Genomic DNA, 21431 nt, shown 5'->3' on the forward strand with positions numbered 1-21431 from the left:
AAAACCCCGAGGACAACAGCCGCTGCTGCACCACCCACTGCGACACTACCGACCGGACGAATAACATCTTTCCAAAGTGTTAGTGAGAGCGGAACTGTCGGGTTAGCCGGGAGACCATAAACTTCTGGACTATCCAGCAATAAATAGAGATAGGTCATACCGCCCATTTCCTTTTCTCCATATAGCTGTGCCTTGGGATGCGTCTTTTGAGCCTCTGTAAGTCGCTTCTTCGCTTGAGCCAACATAGCGTCCCGTTCTCCAAAAGCTAAAGCGCCCGGTTGACAGGTATGAACACAAGCAGGCAATAAGTTATTTTCAACCCTATCAATACACCCTGTGCATTTGTAGGATTTTTTCTGAACCGGGTCGACCTTCGGAACCCCAAATGGACAGTTTTCAACACAATAACCGCACCCAATGCATTTGTCCCAATCAATTAAGACATACCCAGATTCCGTCTGAGAAATTGCACTTGAAGAGCAGGCTTTCATACATGCAGGCTCTGCACAGTGAAAACATTGGGCCTTACGCATTAACCAATTCATTGTCTGATCTTCGTATTTCTCAATAAAGGTCATAAAGGTCCAGGTCTTCGTCGTAAAAGCCTTTTGAGTTTGATAACTCGTAAGCAACTGGGTTTTCTCCGCCGGAAGCTCGTTCCACTCCTTACAAGCCACAGAGCAAGCTTTACACCCCGTACATTTTGAAGTGTCGACAAAAACTGTTTTTCTTGTCATCGCTATGCCCTCCTTATATTGACTAGGCAAACCTTATACTCAGGAGTACCTGCTCCAGGATCCAATGCGGCGATGGTTAATTCATTAGCACTTGGACCAGGACTTAAAGATGCAAAACCCCAACTCCAAGGCATTCCAATAGTTTCACAATCTTCTCCGTTGACTTTATAAGACTGTAAACGGTCCGTGACTAAGGCACGAACGGTAATTTTGCCGCGAGCAGAAGATACTTCGACCATATCTCCTTCTTTGACCCCAATTTTAGCTCCTAGATTTTTACTAATTTCAGCAAAGGGTTCTGGCATAATTTCATTCAACCACGGTATGTTGCGTGTAATTCCTCCGGCACAGAAATGTTCCACCACCCCATACGTAGTCAAAACATGGGGGAACTCCTCCGACTTACCGATTTGAGTCGATACCACCACTGCACATGGACTAATTGAAGTCTTGGGATGCAAAATATTTATGGTTGGGCTTTCGGTTGGTTCATAGAATTCCGGTAACGGTCCATCTACACATAACCCTGCACCACGAATCCCGATGGCCGGGAGTCCGTCAGCGGTTGGTTCAGCAGGTAACCCACTCATATACGCGGCCGCAAATAAGCGACCAACACCCTCAGGATTCATACGGAAACTTAACTTACCTTCCGGTGTCTCAGGTCCCTTGGTCTTATCGACAACGTCCCCACCGTCATTCCCTGCCCATACCTTAGCTGCAGCATCCCACCAGATTAGTTTGCGTTTTGTATCAACGGGCTGGCCCAATTCGTCGCAGGATGCACGGTTATACAGAATACGAACATTTCCAGGCCAAGCAAAACTCCATTCTTTAAAGAGCCCCAACCCTGAGGGGTCATCGCTCTTACGACGAGCCGCAAGGTTTCCATTCCCCGTTACGCCAGCATATATCCAACACCCTGTAGAAGCCGTACCAATTGGTGCTTTAAGATAATCCCCTATGGTCGGAAGGAGCTTACCTGTCGTTTCGTCATACCCACTCAGCTCTTGTAGTACTTTTAGTGCGCTTGGCTCATGATCACCATAATCCCAACGGGCCTTTAAGATTGGAGCATCCTTAACATCTGTGCTACCTTCATACAACTTACGGATTTTCTTAAAGAGGTGGTCCAACATGTCAAGGTCAGGTTTTGAGTCCCCGAGGGGCTTGAGCGCGGCTTCTTTCCACTGAATCCAGCGCGAAGAATTTGACATGCTGCCAGCCTTTTCATAGACGAAAGCTGCAGGGAACATAATGACTTCAGTCTTAATATCTGCCGGAATCACTCCGGGAGCACGCCAGAATTGGGCAGTTTCAATCTCGAAGAGGTCAGAAACGACCAACATATCAAGTTTGGCTAAGGCTGAACGGACGAGCTGAAGGTCCGGAATGGAAACTGAGGAGTTCGAACCAACGTTAAAGAGCAGCTTGAATTGGCCTTTATTCATCATCTCAAAGAGTTTGACCATCGTCGCATTGACTGAAGGATTAGTCTTTGGTAAGTAGCTAAATCCATAGTCATTTTCTTTGGTGGCATTTTCACCAAACCAGGCTTTAAGTTGGGCAACTATATGTTTCTCAAAAAATGATCCATTGCGCACAAGATAATCACGCAGGGTCTTATCCGTATTAATTGGGTGCGGCAGATAACCCGGCAGGTTGCTAACTAAATTAGCCATATCCGTTGAACCCTGGACATTCGGTTCTCCACGCAGTGCGTTAATACCGCCACCGGCTTTTCCGATGTTTCCTAACAATAATTGAATAATGGCATAAGAACGAATTCCTTGAACACCCGTGGTATGTTGAGTCATTCCCAGGGCATAAAGAATACTTGCTGGTTTTCCTTTACAGAAAACGTCAGCAATTTCCTTGATTTTAGCTGCCGGAATCCCAGAAATTTTTTCAGCTGTTTCAAACGTATATCTGGCATAGTGTCCTTTGAGCTTGGAAAATACACTGTCTGGGTCCTCTATACTATCAGCTTTCAGAGGCTTTTTGTCCGGCCCAAGTTGGTAGCCCCAGCTCGCAGTGGCATATTTCCTTGTTTTAGCATTATAACCGGAAAAAACTCCATCCTCTAATGTATAATCTTTATTGACCTTCAAAAGAGCATTCGTATAATTCAAAACATACGTTTCATCGTATAACTTTTTATCAAGAATATAATTTATAATTGCGCCAAGATAGGCGATATCTGTACCCGGTCGAATTTGGGCGAAGATATCTGCTTTAGCAGCTGTCCGGGTAAAGCGCGGATCCACGACGATTATTTTTGCACCCTTTTCTTTTGCCCGATTGATCCATTTCATAGCAATGGGATGATTCTCTGCACAGTTACTTCCTGCGATTAAAAAGACCTCAGCATTTTTCAGATCAGACCATGAATTCGTCATCGCACCTCGACCAAACGAAGGTGACAAACTTGCCACCGTGGGGGCGTGTCATATACGAGCTTGATGTTCATTGTAGGGGGTTCCTATTACCTCGCAGAACTTTTTAATTAGGTAAGATTCTTCATTATCAACTTCTGCAGAACCCAAGAAGGCGATACCTTCTACACGATTGACTGAAAGGCTTTCTGGTAATCCCGTTTTCGCATTGACAATCTCATCAGCGGCTTTCCAACTAGCGTCCCTGACTTCTTTAGTTTTCTTAGCGACGATGTCTAACGCCTTTTCCCAAGAAATATCCTCCCAGTGGTCAGCCCCAGGAGCACGGCGTCTTGGCTTTGTCACACGATCAGGAGAATTGGCCACACTGAGTAAACTCGCCGCTTTAGGACACAGGGTCCCCTCATTGGTTGGGTGATCCGGATCACCTTCAAGATGAATCAGCTTACCGTCTTTCACATACAAGAGCATTCCACATCCACCAGAGCAGAAGTGGCAAATACTAGGGATCTTTTTACTTCCTTCAATTTTTAAAGCATACCCCTTAGCCTGGGCGACAGCAGGATCAAACCCTAAGCCAGCCGCCAATGCAGCAATGGAAAGCCCAGAAAGTTTTAGGAAACTCCGACGAGAAACATCCATCTCTTTTTCCTCCCCTTGAATTGTTCATAAACATGCCTATGACCCAGTACACAGTTTTACGACTTCCGATTTAGGTAGGATTAGTACATTTGGTACAAGCCCTTAACACGGGATATAGAGTTATTTTCTTGAATTTTCTGACTATATCTCGTATTCAAGCTTATCCCTCTTTCCCGCTTTAGTCATTATTCTGTTAATAAAGTTCATAAAGAAACTATTCTGTATAATTAAAAAACTATTATGTAATAAAAAAGTCCCCCCAATTAAGGGGGGACTTCTCGCTCCATTCACGAATTATTCAATATCTTTAATATTTAAATTATGTACCGGTTGAAATAGTTTAACAGGTCTCCCAACTGTGCCGTATTTTAAATCCGTTGTCAATGCACCATATTGTTCTAGAAACTCAAGATATCTACGAACTGTTACCCTAGTTAGATTTACCCCTTCAGCAACATTTTCGGCAGAAACAGGTTCATTTTTTTCACACACAAAAGAGATGATTTGCCTCAAAGTGAGGAGATTTAGCCCTTTAGGTAAGCCCCTCTGAGAGAAGTTGAAATTTTGTTTAGGAAGTTCCTGTGGTATTATTTCTGGCTCTTCTAGCTTTATTACATCCGAACTCTCTATGTCCATATGTGAATCTCTTGGCATAGAGACTTTACTCATTTCATCTGCAATATCTTCTAATCGTTCAACCATTTGGTTAAATGCGACTGCTAACTCTCCGATTTCCCTAGGCCCAGTAACATCGACTTTCTCAGTCGCGTGTCCAGTAGCTACGTCACGTGTTCCAAGTGTAATTTCATGAAGTGGGTTAATGACAAATTTTTGTATGAAAAACCAAGTTACTAAAGCAACAATTAATGTTACTCCCAACCCGAATATTGTTAATAGTATCAGAGAATTAACAATAAACGCCTGGGCGTAGCTTTTAGAAATTCCTACATAAAAGATTCCAATGATATCCCCATTAATATCGCGAATAGGTTCATAAGCCGTCTGATAAAGTTCTCCCACCACATTCGCTTCACCAAGATAAGTCTGTCCATTTTTTAAGACAGTTTCTGCCACTGCATCTGACACCTTAGTTCCTATAGCCCTCTGGCCATTCACACTGCGCACCGTTGTAGCAACTCTAGTATCACCCAGAAATAGAGTCACTGTATCCCCGGTGAGTTCGGATAGATGATCAACAAGTTCTGTGCGATGTGAGATTTGATTCTGCCCTTTGTAAAGTTGTCCGTCCTTTACTTGCCATGGACCTGGGTTTTTTAAATGAATTATTTCCATGCAAGTTGCTAGATCTGATTTTGCTTTGACAATCGCTGCATCCACTGCCCGATGCTTCAAATGCAACCCTAATATGAAGATTAAACACGTTGCCAATACAACTAGTGAACCAAGCATCAAAAAAAGGATTTGATGTTTCAGTGAATTCAATGCACAACCTCCCTGAACACGTATAAAATTCACTCAATTATTTATATTCAATAAATTCTATGTCCTTATTTAAAATACCTTTCTCTCTATATAACTATTTTATAATACCTTTCTAGAAGGAGAAGGAATTATCCTCTTTACGTGGAAATTTATACTATAAAGTGAAGATATAGGAGGATGGAAAATCATGTCCTTATTTCGGGTGCTCTATGAGATTCTGAGTCAAAATGGCTGGGAATTTGATTTTGACAATAAGAATGGAATTATTAAACTTGAGATTCGTGGCATAAATACTGACTTTCATGCATTCCTTCTAGTTGATGAAGAACAAGAATCGTTGCTCTGTAATACTCATATTGATCAAAAAATCCCTCCATTCAAACGCCTAGAAGTTTGTGATTTTATGAACCGTGTAAACTATGAACTGGCCAATGGTAACTTTGAAATGGATATGGATAATGGTGAAGTAAGGTATCGCACCTTCCTTGATCTAGCTGATGCACATCCCTCTCAAGATCAGGTTCTAAACACCGTCTGGAATGGTGTACTAGGATTTGACACATATTACCCCGGCCTAATGAAACTAGTATATGGGGATTACAGCGCAGAAGAGGCAGCAGATTTTTGTACTGAAAATAATTAAAAGGAGTGGTTATAATACCACTCCTGCTTTTTTGCCCATTATTTTGTGTGTCATCCTGAGCGTCAGCGAAGGATCTTGCTGCATTGTGGGAAGATCCTTCACTTCGTTCAGGATGACAATTAAGCGCATCCCACCATCGCACTAACTTCTATGTTAACGATACTTATTCTGCCATCGGCATGATATATACTAGAATCATTATGTAATGCACAATACTTCCAGCTCCAATGAACAAATGAAATATCTCATGAAAACCAAAACGCTTGGGGAAGAAATCGAAGATCTTAGTTGCATATATAATCGCGCCCATGGTATAGGTTAATCCGCCAACAGCCATTAGAATGATCGCACCCATTGGTAAATTACGGACAAGTTGAAAGAACGGGACTAAGGCTATCCAGCCAAGACAGACATAAAATGCCGAGGAAACATATCTAGGTGCATGGATAAACCAAATTTTCAACATCATTCCAATGATTGCCAAAACCCAAACAACACTAAGCATCGCCCAACGCCATACCTCATCCAATCCGTAGTAAAAAACCGGCGTATAGGAACCCGCGATTAACAAATAAATTGCAATATGATCTACCCTTTTCAAAAGAAGTTCTTTTTGTGGAGTAGTACGGACCCAATGATATAGAGAGCTAGCACCATAAAGTAAAATCATACTAACGCCATAAATCGTCATGGTAATCAGTTTTGATATATTATTTTTACTTAAGATTATCAGAAACACTAGCCCCACAATTGCAGCCATGAATAGCACAAAATGTGTCCATGTGTTTACTGGTTCTTTCATCTTCAAACTCACTTTGAATCCTCCTCAACGATTAAAGCAATTCAATAACATAATTCTAAACCTTAAGGTTCTTAAAATCAACATAAAATCAGTCAACAACCACAACAATAAGCAATAGGAAAGCTCTATATATTGTAGCAATAATTACCTGAGTAAGAAAAGCCATAAAACATATAATAAGAATGTTCCAGTACACAAACATAATTTAAAGGAGGGTACCTATCATGGCAGGAGAAAGAAATACTAATACACCAGCGACTCAAGGTGCTTCACAATCATTGGATCAATTCAAGTATGAAGTTGCAAATGAAATGGGCCTTCAATTAGGCGGCGACCGCACAAGCCGCGAAAATGGATCAGTTGGTGGTCAAATGACCAAACGGATGATTCAGTTTGCTGAGGAACATCTCAAAGGTGGAACCAAAATCTAACTTAGATTGTTAGGTGATTAAGGGGGATATCGAAAGATATCCCTCTTACATTTATTTTTAAGGCAAAGAAAAAGAAGGAGCAAAAATGCTCCTATTTAATTGTGCCTTCGGTTTCCTCAAGGTGTTTTGTCTTGGAAGCTAAGTGGGCTTTGACATCTTTAATTTGATGAGCGCTCAGCTCTTCAGCATTTTCCAGTAAAAACTCTTCGTTCTTTTGAATGTTCCTAAGTGTCAACTCGATTTTCTTCAGGTCTGCATTCTTATATTTATTGCCATCATTTCTCGGCATTCTACATCACCTCATAAATAGTTTAACCAAAGAAAATATAATCATCCGAGCACGATACTGGACATTTAAAAGATAGAATTCATAAGAAATGATCATTCTTTTATGTAAATAGCCTGTATCTTTAATAAAGTTATTAAAGATACAGGCTATATTCGATATAAAGGAGATTCTTACTTAGAAAAGATCCCATCTATTAGGCTACAGTATAGCCAGCGTCGACGACTGCTTTAATAAGTTTCTCACGCTCGGCACTACCAGTTATGACAGCCTCTTTGCTCGCTAGGTCAACTTTTACGCTTTCGACCCCACTTACACCTTGCAACGCTTTTTCTGCTCTCATTTTACAATGGTTACAAGTCATGCCATCAATTTTCAGAATAGTTTGGCCCACTTTCTTTCACCTCCTAATACAGAAGTCAGAGGTCAGAGGCTGGAAGCCAGATCCCATAACTCCGTATGTCTTTCTCTTGAGTGGTAACTTTAATTTACCAAATGTAAATTTGTATACTTATCCTCCCATATTAAACAAATGAGTATCTTTGGAAGGAAAATTCACCGATTCGACACTCTAGTCCACGAGTCTACTGTCATACCTTTTTAACAAGAGTGAACTTGTTACTACGGACACGGAGGAGAAAGCCATGGCTAACCCTGCCCATTCAGGAGGCAACAGTTGTCCTGTAAATGGATATAGAACACCTGCAGCAATTGGGATACCTACAACATTATAGATTAAAGCCCAGAAGAGATTTTGCTTAATTTTGAGAAGGGTTCTTCGGCCTAAACGAATCGCTCGTTCTACATCTAGGAGGTCGTTACGAACTAATACGACATCTCCTGTTTCCTTGGCTACATCCGTTCCTGAGCCGATAGCAATACCAATATCTGCTTGGGCCAAGGCCGGAGCATCGTTGATGCCATCCCCTACCATAGCAACTTTAAACCCTTGGTCCTGATACTTCTTAATTATACTAATCTTATCTTGAGGTAAAATTTCTGCAATAACATCATCAATTCCAACCTGCTCGCCAACAACATTGGCGACTTTCTTATTATCCCCAGTAATCATAAACGTTTTTAAGCCCAACTCATGAAGTCGTTTAATTGCTTCTTTGGTACTTTCTTTTACTACATCAGCAAGCGCGATGAGTCCGATCACCTGACCACCTAAAGCAATAAAACTAGTTGTTCTGCCTAATTCAGCCAACCCCTGAAAATCCGGTTCCGACTCTTTGAGGTCAACATTATACTTGTGCATTAATTTAATGTTTCCAATGAGTAAGGTTTGCTCTTTATAGTTACAGGTGACACCATAGCCCGCTTCTTCCCGATAATTTTGAACCTCTTCAATAACCAGTTGTTCCTTTTTGCCCTCAGAAACAACCGCCTGAGCTAATGGATGAATCGAAGGATTCTCACCTGCTACAGCAATTTTAAGAACCTCTGTCCTCGAGTAACCAGCATAGGCAAGAATATCCGTCACTTCAGGTGTTCCCTTCGTTAACGTCCCTGTCTTATCAAACCCAATGGCTTGTAAGTGAGCAATTCCTTCCAATACTGCTGCAGATTTAAAGAGAAGACCTCGGTTCAACCCTACCCCACTGCCAACCATAATGGCTGTAGGAGTTGCCAACCCTAAAGCGCAGGGACAAGCGATGACTAAAACGGCAATGGAAGCAGTAAAGGCAAAAACAAACGTACTATCGAACAAAACGTACCATATTAAATAGGTAAGAATAGAAATAACAACCACCGTTGGCACAAAATAATTAGAAATCTTATCTGCTAAGCGTTGAATCGGAGGCTTTACTCCCTGAGCATCTTCGACCAGTTTGATAATTCCAGAAAGTACGGTATCCTTACCCGTTTTAGTGGTTCTTACCTTGATACTTCCTGAGCGATTAATGGTTGCTCCAATCACCGGATCCCCAACTCCCTTGTCCACGGGAATGGATTCCCCAGTCAGCATTGCCTCATCAATACTCGCTGTTCCTTCAAGTATCTCACCATCCACAGGTATTCTTTCTCCAGATTTGACTAGGGCAATATCCCCAATTTTCAAATCTGAAGCAGCTACTTCCTTAACCTCACCATCAACTAATAAATGAGCTTTATCTGCTTGTAGTTCTAACAGTCGTTTTAAGGCCTGACCAGCCCGTCCTTTTGCTTTGGTCTCTAGATATTTTCCAAAGCGCACAAAGGTAATCAACAAAGCAGACGTCTCAAAGAAGTTAGGGCCTTCAAAAAAGATAGTAGGAATGAACATGTGCAGAGTTGTCATCAAACTGTATCCATAAGCAGCTGTAATTCCAATCGCCACCAAGACGTCCATATTAGCCGAACGGTTTTTCAATGCATGATAGGCCCCACGATAAAATGTTAAACCCGCCGTAAACTGAACAATGGTTGCTAGAATAAGCATCGTATACATCAAAGGTCTTGACATAGGCAGATACATAAGAGGCATGATAGGCAATGAGAGAATAGCACTAAAAATAAGCCAATTACGTTGTTTGATGGCAGTACGATCATTTTGATTCTCGTCCTCATTCTCGATGGGAGTATACCCGGCATCACGAACCTGCTCGAAGATGTCTCTTAAAGTCACGACACCGGGATCAAACTCCACTGACACTGTTTCACTCGCTAAATTGACCGCAACGCTTTGGACACCCCGGGTACCCTTAAGCTTCTTCTCTATAGCTAAAGCACAATTTGCACACGTCATTCCGCCCACTTTAAATTGTTGCTTTCCTTCATCTGCGCTCTGAGCACCATATCCAAGATCCTTGATTTTCGCCAAAAGAAGCTCTTCCTTAACCAGGTTCGGATCCGTTTCCACGGTAAGTTTTTCCGAGGCAAAATTAACTGCAACTGATTTTACCCCTGGCATAGCCTTGAGCCCTTTTTCAATCGTCAATGCACAATTTGCGCAGGTCATACCACTAATTTTGAACAGCTGCTTAGTTTCTTGAGAGGCAGAAACACCTACTGTTTCACTGGGCATCTTTAATCCTTCTGCCCTTTCGGTGTTCTCTTGATTCGCGTAATTCTCTTGATTTGAATTCTCTTGTTCAGGGTTATCTTGGGTTTCCTGTGCATCGTCTAATTTCTCAAAGGAATAACCAGCTTCCTCGATTTCTTTTCGAATGTCCGCCAAATTAACCAGTGTAGGATCCCAAGTAAAAACAGCCTTCGAATCTTCTAAAGACACCTGAACTTCCTGCACACTTGGGAAGGCTTCCAGAATCTTAGTGACCTGGTTAACACAATGCTGACAGCTCATGCCGTATACATTAATTTCATTAATTTCTTTGTTCCCTTGTTCCATCATTTTCTTTTATCCCCCAGTTAAGATCCCTACACTATCTAATCATGCGAAAGATTGTCTTCAGGACCTCATCAACGACCTGATCATCATCCCTTTGAAGCCGCTCTTTAATACATGATTTCATATGTTTTTCTAGCAACAATCGTGAAGCCCCATCTAGGGCGGATTGAGCAGAAGAGATCTGATTTAAGATATCGTCGCAATAAACATGTCGTTCGATCATACCTTTAATACCACGAATTTGACCTTCAATACGATTCATTCGAGTTATTAGTTCTTTAATCGTTTTATCGTCATGATGGCTCTTTCGATCTCCTGGCTCCGTCACTTCACTCCCACAGACCGAGCACGTATCTACCTGCTTTTCGTCAAACGTCATTCTCATCACCTCTAAACATATAGTATACCCCCCTATACCATATGTCAATTGACTATTCTTCACAAAGTATTGCTTTAGTAGTATTTCCGATAAAACTAAACATTGATACGTTTCTCATTAAGTCTTTTACTATCCTTATAATTGTGTTTTCATGAATCTCTAACCATTAAATGGATGATAAAGAAAACTTGGCTGGCGCCAAGCCGTAGGCACAGGCGGCCGCCTTAGTTGCGCTTATGCTTAGAAAGTATATAACGCAAGTTTATACTTTCTGATAGTACAAAATAGGCGCTCCCTAAAAGGCATATGGTTATTGCATATGACCTATTAAGGAGCGCCCATTAATTAGTTATATAAACTTGATTTACCCATCACAGGATTAATGTGCATTTCGTGCAAATTCAAACCGTACAGCGTTCGCTATCTTTCCTGAAGAGATTAACTCTTTGGCAATGTTAATATCCGTATACATAACACGATCTTCACCAAGTGGGGTCACTTTTGTACGCAGAAGCCGATAAGCGGCCTCACTTCCCTTTCCAAACTGTCGCTCCTCTTTTCCGGTTCTTAAATCCAAACCCTGACATGCAGCCAATAATTCCATTCCCAATACATGACCAGTGTTCTCTATGATGGTTCGGGCCTTACGTGCTGCTATTGTTCCCATACTTACATGATCCTCTTGGTTGGCCGAAGAGGGGATCGAATCCACACTTGCTGGATGGGCTAAAACTTTGTTTTCGGAAACCAATGAAGCCGCAGAATACTGCACAATCATAAAGCCTGAATTTAACCCCCCATTGGGAGTTAAAAACGCGGGCAGCCCGCTTAAGCTCGGATTAACCAGACGCTCCAAGCGTCGTTCAGCAATATTGGCAAGCTCCGCCATCGCTATCCCAAGAAAGTCCATAGCCAAGGCAATGGGTTGACCGTGGAAATTCCCACCCGAGAGCACTGCGTCTTCTTCAGGAAAGATTAAAGGATTATCCGTGGCAGAATTTATCTCGATTTCTACAACTTTTTTCACGTAAGCAACTGCCTCTTTTGATGGACCATGGACTTGGGCAACACAGCGAAGTGCATAGGCATCTTGCACCCTAGGGTGTTGTTGATCTGCTGCAAAGGTGCTGCCCTCTGTAAGATGGCGAATATGTTTCGCCACATCCATTTGCCCGGGGTGAGGACGTACAGCATGGATTTTGGGATCAAAGGCATTTAGAATTCCCTCAAGCGCTTCAAGAGTCAATGCTGCTGTAATATTTGCTGATTCACATAGAATCTCAGCATCCCAGACTGCCAAAGCCGCAATGGCTGTCATAACCTGAGTCCCGTTAATAAGAGCGAGCCCCTCCTTTCCTTCCAGAACCACTGGCTCTATGCTCGCTTGTGCGAGAGCTTCCCGCCCACTCATGCGTCGTTCTTTATAAAACGCTTCCCCCTCACCCAATAAAACCAGTACCATATGGGACAAAGGCGCTAAATCTCCACTTGCTCCAAGCGACCCTTTCTCTGGTATAAAAGGTACGATTCCTGCATTCAGAACATTTATTAATGTCTGGAGAGTTGATAGTCGAATCCCAGAAAATCCTTTTGCTAAGGCATTTGCTCTAAGTAACAAAATAACCCTTACAATTTCTGGTGATAGAGCATCTCCAACACCCGTTGCATGGCTCATGATAAGGTTACGTTGCAACGTTTTGGCATCATCTTTGGAAATTAGGACATCGCTAAACTTACCGAAGCCTGTGGTGATTCCATAAACCGTGCGGTTCCCTTCAATTAATTGATCCACATATTCTCTGGATCTTAAGACTTTTTCCTTAGCCATAGGGTGCAATTCCACCTTGGCACCATACCTTGCAACCGCCACCACTTGCTCTAAGGTAAGGGTTTCTCCATCCAGGGTAACTCTAGATTTTTCTGCTAATACGACACTCATATTTCGGCCTCCTTCTATGCAAATGAAAAAAGAGGATTAAGCCATAAACTTTCGTCTATAGCTTAGCCCTCAAATACCTAATAACTCTGAGCATAACCTTATTTTATTGCTATTGTCTAAATTCAATACGTTTCAGATATTTAATAATTTGTTCGGAAGCTTTTACAAATGATTTATACCTAAGCCACAAACCTCATGTTCATGTCCTTTAATAGGAGCACCAATCATCCCGTACATGCTGACTGCAATCCAAAGGTCATCAGAATCCTCCAGAGTGCGAGGTCCTTTAACAATTGCAAATCGAAGCCCAACCGTACGTAAAATATTTCCCAGTTGCAGTGGACCTCGACCTAACCCTTGCAAAGCATCAAGAATTGCGTGATAGAGGGCATGTTGAGATCTATAACTATCATCGGTTAGACCCTGACGTTTAGCCGCTGTTTCAACGGCCGCAATGATCTTTTGCACATCCATAGAGCCAACCTTACCCGTCACCACATTAAAGCCCTTTTCTCGAGCACGAGAAACATAGTCGTCAGTTTCACTTCCTTCAGCCATGGCAATGAGTAGGGCCGTTTTCCCTATTGATGAACAATGTATCATAATAACCCCCTGGTTAAACGCAAGAATTTTTTCATCTATGTCAGCATCTAATAACTCTCTCTGAAATCTTTACTGACCCTACTTATATCATAGACGAGAAACACTTAGCATTCAACAAAATTTTTTTGCCAAAGTTAATTTAAATTCCTGGTGCAGGCATATCAGGGCCACTTACGCGATGACGATGTCTATCATCTATAGTCGTATAAAAATCCCAGTTATGAACATGGTAGTTATTCAGTATCGGAAGCGCAGGCCCTGAAACTGCTTTATAATAGTGCGAATGTCCGTCTTCAAATACTACCCAACCTTCTGAGTGATGGACATGATTTCCATTTGTCGTTGGCACAGCAGACCCAGAAACATCAAGACATTGATGTGCGTGTCCATCATCACAGGAAGTATGCGTGACACTCCCATGGTTATGAGCGGGATCAGATTTTACGTGTGCATACATATAGAATGCCTCCTTTTTCAATCAAGCAAATTGCACTCCATTTTATGCCGAAATTCTAAACCTGTGATCATAACCCGATGAATTTTATGTCAGGATTCCAACTAAAAGATGAAATATCTTCTCGTGCTGCTGAAATACTTTAGGTATTCTTTATGGAAAGTAACTTTCAGGTGCTTTTCTTCTTGTAATATTAGATAATGAATTGCCAAAATGTTAAGGACGGCTATACCTAAGGTTAAGATGTAGGGGTAAGTGACAAAAAGCCCTATGAACATCAAGTCAAATCCTAGAAAAGCAGGATTTCTTGTAAACTTATAGATTCCTTCAGTTACCAGCGATGATTGGGTTTGTTTATCGATGCCTACTCGCCAAGATGTTTTCATCGAAATCATTGCCACAATAAAAATTGCTACCCCTAACGCCATAATCAAAATGCCTAAACTACTCAAATAAGCATTTTTCACTAAGGGAAAGAACCAATGAGCAATGATCGGTTCTAATATGGAAAGTAAAAACCACATAACACCCCAAATTAACGTGGTTAATTTGACAAATACTTCGGATCTTCTTATTTGAAGATCCGTTTTTCCCTTTGTGAGAACGTTAGCTTGAATTTTGTGCTTCTTTTTAAGAATAATTAATTTTCCCTAGATAAGAGATTATAAATATTAGAAACAAGAGTAGAGAAAGACTATTTTTCACATCTACCAAGAAACTTGCCCCCCATTATAAAAGCAAATAGGTTAAATCTGATTTGTGGTTGGAACGCTAGTATACTGCCTCACTCGTGTTGCATTCAATACTGCTAAAAGGGCTACTCCAACATCAGCAAATACTGCTTCCCACATAGTAGCTATTCCTAGCGCTCCTAAGAAAACAAAGCCTAGCTTAATCCCTAATGCAAAGAAAATGTTCTGCCAAATGATCTTCTTGGTAAAACCAGCGATATTGATTGCTGTAAGGAGTTTAGCTGGTTGGTCTTCCATGAGAACTACATCTGCGGCTTCGATGGCTGCATCTGATCCTAATCCCCCCATTGCTATCCCTACATCGGCTCGTGTAAGCACTGGAGCATCATTAATTCCGTCCCCTACAAAAATCACTTTTTGTTTATGGTCCTTTTCTGCCATCAGCCTTTCCAACCAAGCGACCTTATCTTGGGGTAGTAAATCCGCATGAAATTCGGATATACCTAAGTCCTTAGCCACTTTTTGGGCAACTCCTAGATGATCTCCGGTCAACATTACGGTTTTAATACCAGAGTTCTCTAAAGCTTTAATAGTTTCTTTTGCCCCAGATTTTAGACGATCCGCTATGAGAATATACCCCGCGTATTCCTCTGAAACCGCTACATGAACCATAGTTCCAGCTTGACCACGATCATTAGAATCGGGAATGGAAATTCCTGCTTCTGTTAATAGAGCGGCCTTTCCTACTAAAACATCAAGCCCTTTGATCTTGGCTTGGACTCCCTTCCCACTAATTTCCTTATAATCTTCGAGGGTTCCTGGTTCTATGGCTAATTCGTAACTGTCACGAATGGATTTGGCAATTGGATGACTAGAGTGAAATTCCGCGGTGGCCGCAATTTCCATCAGGGATTCATGGCTAAATCCCTTCGCCGGGCTTAGTTTTACAACTTCAAAAACTCCTTGGGTCAGTGTCCCTGTCTTATCAAAAACAACCGTCTTCACCTTGGTTAGTGCTTCAAGAAAGTTCGCGCCTTTAACAAGTATACCGTGTCTAGACGCTCCCCCGATCCCACCAAAATACCCCAAGGGAACCGAGATCACTAAGGCACAAGGGCAAGAAATAACAAGAATTGTTAAGGCACGATAAATCCATTCACTGAACGAACCCGCACCAAGCAGAGGAGGAACAATAGCAATTCCTAAAGCAATCACCACTACTGCAGGAGTGTAATAACGCGAAAATGTAGTAATAAACTTTTCTGTGGGCGCTTTGCGTGCGCTGGCGTTTTCCACCAGATCAAGAATCTTCTGGACTGAGGACTCCTCATAAGGTCGGGTAACTTTAATTGTAAGCACACCACTTGAATTAACCATCCCGGATAATATGCTATCCCCGACTTCAATCTTTCGGGGAACAGATTCTCCAGTCAAAGCTGAAGTATCTACGAAGGAAGATCCCTTAACCACTTCCCCATCCAGTGGAACTTTTTCACCAGGGCGTACCAAAATTAATTGTCCAACCTGGACATCTTCAGGGGAGACCTTTATCACGTCTAATTGATGAACGAGATTCGCATAGTCTGGTCGAATGTCCATTAAGGCCTGAATCGAGTTCCGAGAACGATGAACCGCCAAACCTTGAATGTATTCTCCAACAGTATAAAATAACATAACCCCAACCGCTTCGGGTAATTGATTAATGGCAATTGCTCCAATTGTACCTAAGGACATTAGAAAATTTTCATCAAACAATGCTCCTCTAGTCATATTACGAAAGGCTGTGTATAAGACTTCATATCCAACAAGTACATAAGCAGTCAGAAAGATAGTATATTCTAAGACCAAAGAGAGATGTATCCCAAGTATGGGTAATAAAAGTCCTATAGCGAGGAGTGAACCAGCAACAAGCATACGAACTTTTTGCCATATAGTGTCTAAGGAGCTTTCCTGTTGTTGATGTAGATTCTTACCTAGTTGGTTTATTGGTTTTAATATGACACCTGGCTCAATTCGATCAACAATACGTTGGGCAATTTCTAAGGCTTTTGGAGGCAAATAGACCGTTTGAGTGGCAAAATTTAGGGAAGTTTCTCCAATCATTTCTTCAGAACAAAAGGCTTTTTCAATCTTAATAGCACAATTTGCACAAGTTAATCCTTCTAACCGATACTTAATCCGTTCTTGGCTTTGTTGTTCTAGACTCATTCTTTTCTCCTCCAAACCAATTATCTATATAGTTAGTCACCACGATGTCGCGGTTCGAAGTCCTTAGTTCGTGTATTCCAATAATATTTAGGTTTTCTAGCCACGCCCCTCCGAAATGTGCTCTAGGCCCTCACGGTAAAGTGCCAATACATGCTCGTCATCTAACGAGTAATAAACCATCTTTCCCTCCCTACGATATTTTACGAGATCGTTACTCCGAAGAACTCTTAATTGATGGGATGTAGCAGATTGACTCAATTCCAATAGTTCTGCTAAGTCACATACGCAAAATTCATTTTTTGCTAAAGCATCCATAATTCGTACCCGTGTCGGATCTCCAAGGGTTTTAAACAACTCCGCCAATTGATGGACCTGTCCCCCTGGAATGAGTGTTTCACGAACTGATTCAATCAAATCAGTATGGACGCACAAGATCTCGCAAACAGGGTTGTTCTCAAGTTCCTCTTTCTTGCCAGCCATGATAATTCTCCCCCTAACATATGTCTATATGTTCATATGTACATTATATCTTATGATATTATTTATTCAATACCTTTATTTAAATTTGTCTGGGCTACAAGCAAATAACTTTGTACATGTAGCTTACAATATCTATATATACTTAAATGTATCAAGTGTAAAAAAAGAACTGTATCCCTTCATTAAGGATACAGTCTTTTAACACATACATAGAACTGGTTAACTAAGTATCACAAAAAATACTATTGAACTTGATACATGCCTTGACCTTGCATGTATTGGAAAATTCCTTCGCCATGTTGCTGTTCTTCTTTTTGAATATGATTAAGGACTTGACGGACATTAGTATCTCTGAATTCAAAGACCGCAGTGTCATAGGCACCGGAGACGTACTTTTCTGTCATTAGCATGTCTTGACAAAGCTTTGCATCCTCTTTGTTATAATTCCCTTGTACTGCCGTTGGAGCGCCACTGGTCATTGACTGTTGGTTCTGGGCTTGTTGTCCCTGACCTTGTTGACTCTGAGCCTGTTGTCCCTGACCTTGTTGTCCGCCTACACTGGGCACCTGTCCATTCAATATCTGGTTGATCGTGTTTAAATGTTCTTGTTCCTGAGCTGAATAAGAGCTAAAAAGCTGTTTCAACTGAGCATCTTGTGCTTGGTTCGCATATTTCGTGTATTTGTCGATGCAGGTTTCCTCATGGGATCTTTGATCCATTAAAAGTGTTTTTTCCTTTTGCGATAATTGAATTGGCAATATAAAGCACCTCCTTATTCTGCTTTATATTGTTTTCATTATTATCGATTTTATTCATTCACCTGATCAATTTTGTCCGAAACTAAGGTTAATTCCCCACTTAGTTTCAAAAACTTCAAAAATTCTACAGCAGCTCATACACTCCAGCTGCTCCCATGCCGCCACCAACGCACATGGTAACCATGCCGTATTTCAATTTTCTCTTTGTCATTTCATGCAACAGAGTGGCGGTGAGTTTTGCCCCAGTACAGCCAAGTGGATGCCCGAAAGCAATTGCCCCTCCGTTAACATTAACTTTTGCCAAGTCAATGTCCAGTGTCTTAATGATGGCCAGTGATTGAGAAGCAAAAGCCTCATTCAACTCGAATAGATCGATATCAGCGAGGGTTAACCCAACTTGTTTTAAAACCTTAGGGATGGCTTTAATCGGACCAATGCCCATTAGTTCTGGTTCAACCCCTGCGACTGTAAAACCACGCCAAACTGCTATTGGTTTAAGGCCCAATTCCTTAACTTTTCGTTCAGACATAAGAAGTGTGATTGCCGCACCGTCACTGGTTTGAGACGAATTTCCTGCGGTTACCATGCCGCCATTTAAGAAGGCGGGTCTGAGTTTTGCCAATGATTCCAATGTAGTCTCTGGCCGAATTCCCTCGTCTTTATTAAACCAGTTTTCACCCGGTTTTCCCCAACTTGGAAGAAGCACCGGCACAATTTCTTCATCAAAGCGCCCACTGCTCTGGGCAGCCCATGCTTTTTGATGACTAGCAACCGCAAAGGCATCTTGCTGTTCTCGAGTCACTTCATATTTTTTGGCCACGTTTTCAGCAGTAATACCCATTGAGAGATACACTTCAGGGCAATTCTCGATCATAAAGGGATTGGGTGCCACTTTAGCTCCACCCATTGGAACCAAAGACATACTCTCGACTCCGCCTGAGATCATAATATCCGCTTCACCTAAACGAATCCGATCAGCTGCCATAGAAATGGCCTGAAGCCCGGAAGAACAAAAACGGTTAATGGTCACCCCCGGGACATCAGTGGGGAGACCGGCGCGCATAGCCATTATTTTAGCTACATTCATCCCCTGTTCACCTTCTGGAAAAGAACAGCCAATAACACAATCATCAATCTCGCTTGTTTTAAGTGAAGGAACATTTTTGAGAATATCTTGTATAACGTAAGCACCTAAATCATCCGGACGAACTTGGGCCAAGGAACCTTTTCCCGATTTTCCAATTGCCGTCCGTTTAGCTTGTATAATATAAGCTTCTTGCATGCTTATCCCCCCTAATTCCGTAATGGTTTGCCTTTAGCAAGCATGTATCGAATACGATCTTGGGTCTTTGCTTCACCGACTAGGCTCATAAAGGTTTCACGCTCAATATCTAAAAGATATTGTTCATCCACCAGCATGCCTGCTGGGCGATCCCCACCGGTCATGGCATAAGCTAGTTTTTTACCTAAGAACATATCATAATCCGAAATATAATTTCCTTGTCGCATTCCATATAAGGCAACTTCCAAGGTGGCTCGAACCCCAGCCCCTCCCATTTTAACCTTTGTGGGTAAATTAGGCCGGAAGTTACGAGCCAAATCTATGACCCGCGCCTTTGCATCCAAGATGATATGTTCGGGATTCATACTATATCGATCATGGTCTCGCAAGAAACCAAGCTGACGCGCCTTTTCCGCACTTGTCGATACCTGTGCCATAGCAACTGCTTCAAACCGCTTAGCAAAGAAATAATCCGGAGCGACTTGTATTCCCGGAAGAATTCCTTCCATCGCCCGAACTGCCATTTCTTTGGTCCCTCCACCACCTGGAATTAAGCCAACTCCAAGTTCAACAAGACCCATGTAGGTTTCCGAGGAGGCTTGAAGGGCGTGAGTATGCAGGCAGATTTCCGTTCCACCACCGAGGGTCATTCCGAAAGGAGCTGCTACAACGGGTTTCTTCGCAAATTTCAGGGCCATGGTTGCATTTTGTAATTCACGCACGCCCAAATCCAGACCTTCCCAGTTACTTCTTTCTGCTTCCTGGAGAATAAGTACGAGGTTAGCTCCGACGCAGAAGTTCTTTCCTTGATTGCCAATTACGAGTCCTAGGTAATTTTTTTCTACTTCTTCCAGGGACTTATAGATCATTTCTACAACATCTGCATTGATGGAATTATTCGGCGAGTGAAATTCTATACAGGCTACGCCGTCCCCAAGGTCTACCAGGCTTGCCCCTGGATTTCCAAGGATCACCTTGCCAGCCTTATGAGCTTCTTTTAGTGAAAACGCATATGGGCTTATGGTTTTTTGATGATAGGTTCCTGCATCATAAAACGCCGTCTGTCCAGCTTCGGTCTTCTGATAGAAGCTCTCATACCCCTTAGCAAGTAACTCTTCCACAAGTTCGGGAAGTGTGCCGCCTTCCGAGAGGATCCGATCCGCTGTAGCTTTGACCCCCAGTGCATCCCATAATTGAAAGGGACCCATTTCCCAATTGTAACCCCAGCGCATAGCTTCATCGATTCCAGTAATATCTGCTGCTATATCCTTAGCTATTGTAGCTGCATAAAGAAGAGTTGGTTTTATTACATTCCATGCAAACTCTGCACCAATGTCATCTCCACTAACTAAGGTACGAAGTTTCTCTGGCAGACTTCTTGCCGCTTTTGCCTTTTCAAGGGAAGCAAAGCTTACAGTTTTCTGTGGACCATAGGTCATTGTTTGAATATCTAGAACTTCGATAACCTTACCTTTTGGCCCTTTGGACTTTTTATAGAAGCCTTGCCTTGTTTTATCTCCTAACCAACCATTTTTGAGCATGGTGAATATAAACTCCGGTAAAACAAACTTATCTTTTTCTTCAGGTACTCCATTAGCTACATTATTGTTTGAGTGTATAAAGGTATCCAATCCGACAAGATCTATCGTGCGAAATGAGGCGCTCTTCGGACGTCCCATAACGGGTCCCGTCAAGGCATCCACTTCATCAACAGTTAAGCCAGTACGAAGCATTTCCTTAAGCAGTACCGGAGAACCGATGGCACCAATCCGGTTGGCAATAAAATTAGGTGTATCTTTGGCCATAACAACCCCTTTACCCAAGACTCGCTCTCCAAATTCGCATAGAAATTTGATGACTTCTGGGTCGGTATTGGGACCAGGGATAATTTCCAAGAGTTTCATGTAGCGAGGGGGATTAAA

19 protein-coding genes are annotated in these 21431 nt (G+C 42.1%); 2 read left to right on the plus strand and 17 right to left on the minus strand.

Features of this window, described 5'->3' with window-relative positions; genetic code table 11:
* From HGJ98_RS09745 to HGJ98_RS09755, 3 genes are all read right to left on the minus strand, one after another.
* Positions 1-737, minus strand: a 737-nt coding sequence (locus HGJ98_RS09745) for a 4Fe-4S dicluster domain-containing protein (RefSeq protein WP_291350884.1), incomplete at its 3' end; no start/stop codon positions are given.
* 2 nt (positions 738-739) lie between these two features.
* Positions 740-3775 (minus strand): formate dehydrogenase-N subunit alpha, encoded by a 3036-nt coding sequence (fdnG, locus tag HGJ98_RS09750; RefSeq protein ID WP_291350886.1) that lies wholly within the window; start codon positions 3773-3775, stop codon positions 740-742.
* A 294-nt stretch (positions 3776-4069) separates the two neighbouring features.
* Entirely contained in the window at positions 4070-5218 is a 1149-nt protein-coding gene (locus HGJ98_RS09755) for a cache domain-containing protein (RefSeq protein ID WP_291350888.1), read from the minus strand.
* 187 nt (positions 5219-5405) lie between these two features.
* Here HGJ98_RS09755 and HGJ98_RS09760 point away from each other — a divergent pair, with 187 nt between their 5' ends.
* Positions 5406-5861: a YbjN domain-containing protein gene (locus HGJ98_RS09760; protein ID WP_291350890.1), complete on the plus strand. Its 456-nt coding sequence runs from the start codon at positions 5406-5408 to the stop codon at positions 5859-5861.
* Positions 5862-6024: 163 nt separating this feature from the next.
* Here HGJ98_RS09760 and HGJ98_RS09765 read toward each other — a convergent pair whose 3' ends face one another.
* Complete coding sequence (locus HGJ98_RS09765) at positions 6025-6675, minus strand: hemolysin III family protein (protein WP_291350892.1); 651 nt, start codon at positions 6673-6675, stop codon at positions 6025-6027.
* A gap of 212 nt (positions 6676-6887) precedes the next feature.
* On the opposite strand from HGJ98_RS09765, the gene HGJ98_RS09770 reads away from it, so the two are divergent.
* Positions 6888-7094: an alpha/beta-type small acid-soluble spore protein gene (locus HGJ98_RS09770; protein WP_291350893.1), complete on the plus strand. Its 207-nt coding sequence runs from the start codon at positions 6888-6890 to the stop codon at positions 7092-7094.
* 91 nt (positions 7095-7185) lie between these two features.
* On the opposite strand, the gene HGJ98_RS09775 is transcribed toward HGJ98_RS09770, so the two are convergent.
* From HGJ98_RS09775 to HGJ98_RS09835, 13 genes are all read right to left on the minus strand, one after another.
* Complete coding sequence (locus HGJ98_RS09775; RefSeq protein WP_291350895.1) at positions 7186-7383, minus strand: hypothetical protein; 198 nt, start codon at positions 7381-7383, stop codon at positions 7186-7188.
* A 193-nt stretch (positions 7384-7576) separates the two neighbouring features.
* Complete coding sequence (locus tag HGJ98_RS09780; RefSeq protein ID WP_291350897.1) at positions 7577-7774, minus strand: heavy-metal-associated domain-containing protein; 198 nt, start codon at positions 7772-7774, stop codon at positions 7577-7579.
* A gap of 177 nt (positions 7775-7951) precedes the next feature.
* Positions 7952-10717, minus strand: a complete 2766-nt coding sequence (locus HGJ98_RS09785) for a heavy metal translocating P-type ATPase (protein ID WP_291350899.1) — start codon at positions 10715-10717, stop codon at positions 7952-7954.
* A 31-nt stretch (positions 10718-10748) separates the two neighbouring features.
* Complete coding sequence (locus HGJ98_RS09790) at positions 10749-11093, minus strand: metal-sensitive transcriptional regulator (RefSeq protein WP_291350901.1); 345 nt, start codon at positions 11091-11093, stop codon at positions 10749-10751.
* A gap of 379 nt (positions 11094-11472) precedes the next feature.
* Positions 11473-13032, minus strand: coding sequence for a histidine ammonia-lyase (gene hutH, locus HGJ98_RS09795; RefSeq protein ID WP_291350903.1), 1560 nt, complete (start codon positions 13030-13032; stop codon positions 11473-11475).
* Between the two features lie 162 nt (positions 13033-13194).
* A complete protein-coding gene (locus tag HGJ98_RS09800; RefSeq protein ID WP_291350905.1) occupies positions 13195-13635 on the minus strand; it encodes a HutP family protein in 441 nt (146 codons plus the stop codon).
* A 139-nt stretch (positions 13636-13774) separates the two neighbouring features.
* The gene (locus HGJ98_RS09805; protein WP_291350906.1) at positions 13775-14092 is read right to left on the minus strand and encodes a YmaF family protein; all 318 of its coding nucleotides are present in this window, start codon (positions 14090-14092) and stop codon (positions 13775-13777) included.
* Positions 14093-14193: 101 nt separating this feature from the next.
* Complete coding sequence (locus tag HGJ98_RS09810) at positions 14194-14613, minus strand: isoprenylcysteine carboxylmethyltransferase family protein (protein ID WP_291350908.1); 420 nt, start codon at positions 14611-14613, stop codon at positions 14194-14196.
* A gap of 222 nt (positions 14614-14835) precedes the next feature.
* Positions 14836-16989 carry a heavy metal translocating P-type ATPase gene (locus HGJ98_RS09815; RefSeq protein WP_291350909.1) on the minus strand — a complete coding sequence of 718 codons (2154 nt, stop codon included), beginning with the start codon at positions 16987-16989 and terminating at the stop codon, positions 14836-14838.
* A 96-nt stretch (positions 16990-17085) separates the two neighbouring features.
* Complete coding sequence (locus HGJ98_RS09820; protein WP_291350910.1) at positions 17086-17469, minus strand: metalloregulator ArsR/SmtB family transcription factor; 384 nt, start codon at positions 17467-17469, stop codon at positions 17086-17088.
* Positions 17470-17711: 242 nt separating this feature from the next.
* Positions 17712-18227, minus strand: a complete 516-nt coding sequence (locus HGJ98_RS09825) for a spore coat protein (RefSeq protein ID WP_291350912.1) — start codon at positions 18225-18227, stop codon at positions 17712-17714.
* Between the two features lie 124 nt (positions 18228-18351).
* Positions 18352-19509 (minus strand): thiolase family protein, encoded by a 1158-nt coding sequence (locus HGJ98_RS09830; RefSeq protein ID WP_291350913.1) that lies wholly within the window; start codon positions 19507-19509, stop codon positions 18352-18354.
* A gap of 11 nt (positions 19510-19520) precedes the next feature.
* Positions 19521-21431: 3-hydroxyacyl-CoA dehydrogenase/enoyl-CoA hydratase family protein (locus HGJ98_RS09835; protein ID WP_291350915.1), on the minus strand; the 1911-nt coding region annotated here is incomplete at its 5' end.

Source organism: Desulfosporosinus sp., from assembly GCF_014237355.1.
Taxonomy (GTDB): Bacteria; Bacillota; Desulfitobacteriia; order Desulfitobacteriales; family Desulfitobacteriaceae; genus Desulfosporosinus.

Bases quoted from the DNA above. Each gene is read 5' to 3' on its own strand.
- HGJ98_RS09760 (WP_291350890.1), top strand. From the start codon at position 5,406: ATGTCCTTATTTCGGGTGCTCTATGAGATTCTGAGTCAAAATGGCTGG.
- HGJ98_RS09770 (WP_291350893.1), top strand. From the start codon at position 6,888: ATGGCAGGAGAAAGAAATACTAATACACCAGCGACTCAAGGTGCTTCA.
- HGJ98_RS09775 (WP_291350895.1), bottom strand. From the start codon at position 7,383: ATGCCGAGAAATGATGGCAATAAATATAAGAATGCAGACCTGAAGAAA.
- HGJ98_RS09785 (WP_291350899.1), bottom strand. From the start codon at position 10,717: ATGATGGAACAAGGGAACAAAGAAATTAATGAAATTAATGTATACGGC.
- HGJ98_RS09790 (WP_291350901.1), bottom strand. From the start codon at position 11,093: ATGACGTTTGACGAAAAGCAGGTAGATACGTGCTCGGTCTGTGGGAGT.
- hutH (WP_291350903.1), bottom strand. From the start codon at position 13,032: ATGAGTGTCGTATTAGCAGAAAAATCTAGAGTTACCCTGGATGGAGAA.
- HGJ98_RS09800 (WP_291350905.1), bottom strand. From the start codon at position 13,635: ATGATACATTGTTCATCAATAGGGAAAACGGCCCTACTCATTGCCATG.
- HGJ98_RS09805 (WP_291350906.1), bottom strand. From the start codon at position 14,092: ATGTATGCACACGTAAAATCTGATCCCGCTCATAACCATGGGAGTGTC.
- HGJ98_RS09810 (WP_291350908.1), bottom strand. From the start codon at position 14,613: ATGTGGTTTTTACTTTCCATATTAGAACCGATCATTGCTCATTGGTTC.
- HGJ98_RS09815 (WP_291350909.1), bottom strand. From the start codon at position 16,989: ATGAGTCTAGAACAACAAAGCCAAGAACGGATTAAGTATCGGTTAGAA.
- HGJ98_RS09820 (WP_291350910.1), bottom strand. From the start codon at position 17,469: ATGGCTGGCAAGAAAGAGGAACTTGAGAACAACCCTGTTTGCGAGATC.
- HGJ98_RS09830 (WP_291350913.1), bottom strand. From the start codon at position 19,509: ATGCAAGAAGCTTATATTATACAAGCTAAACGGACGGCAATTGGAAAA.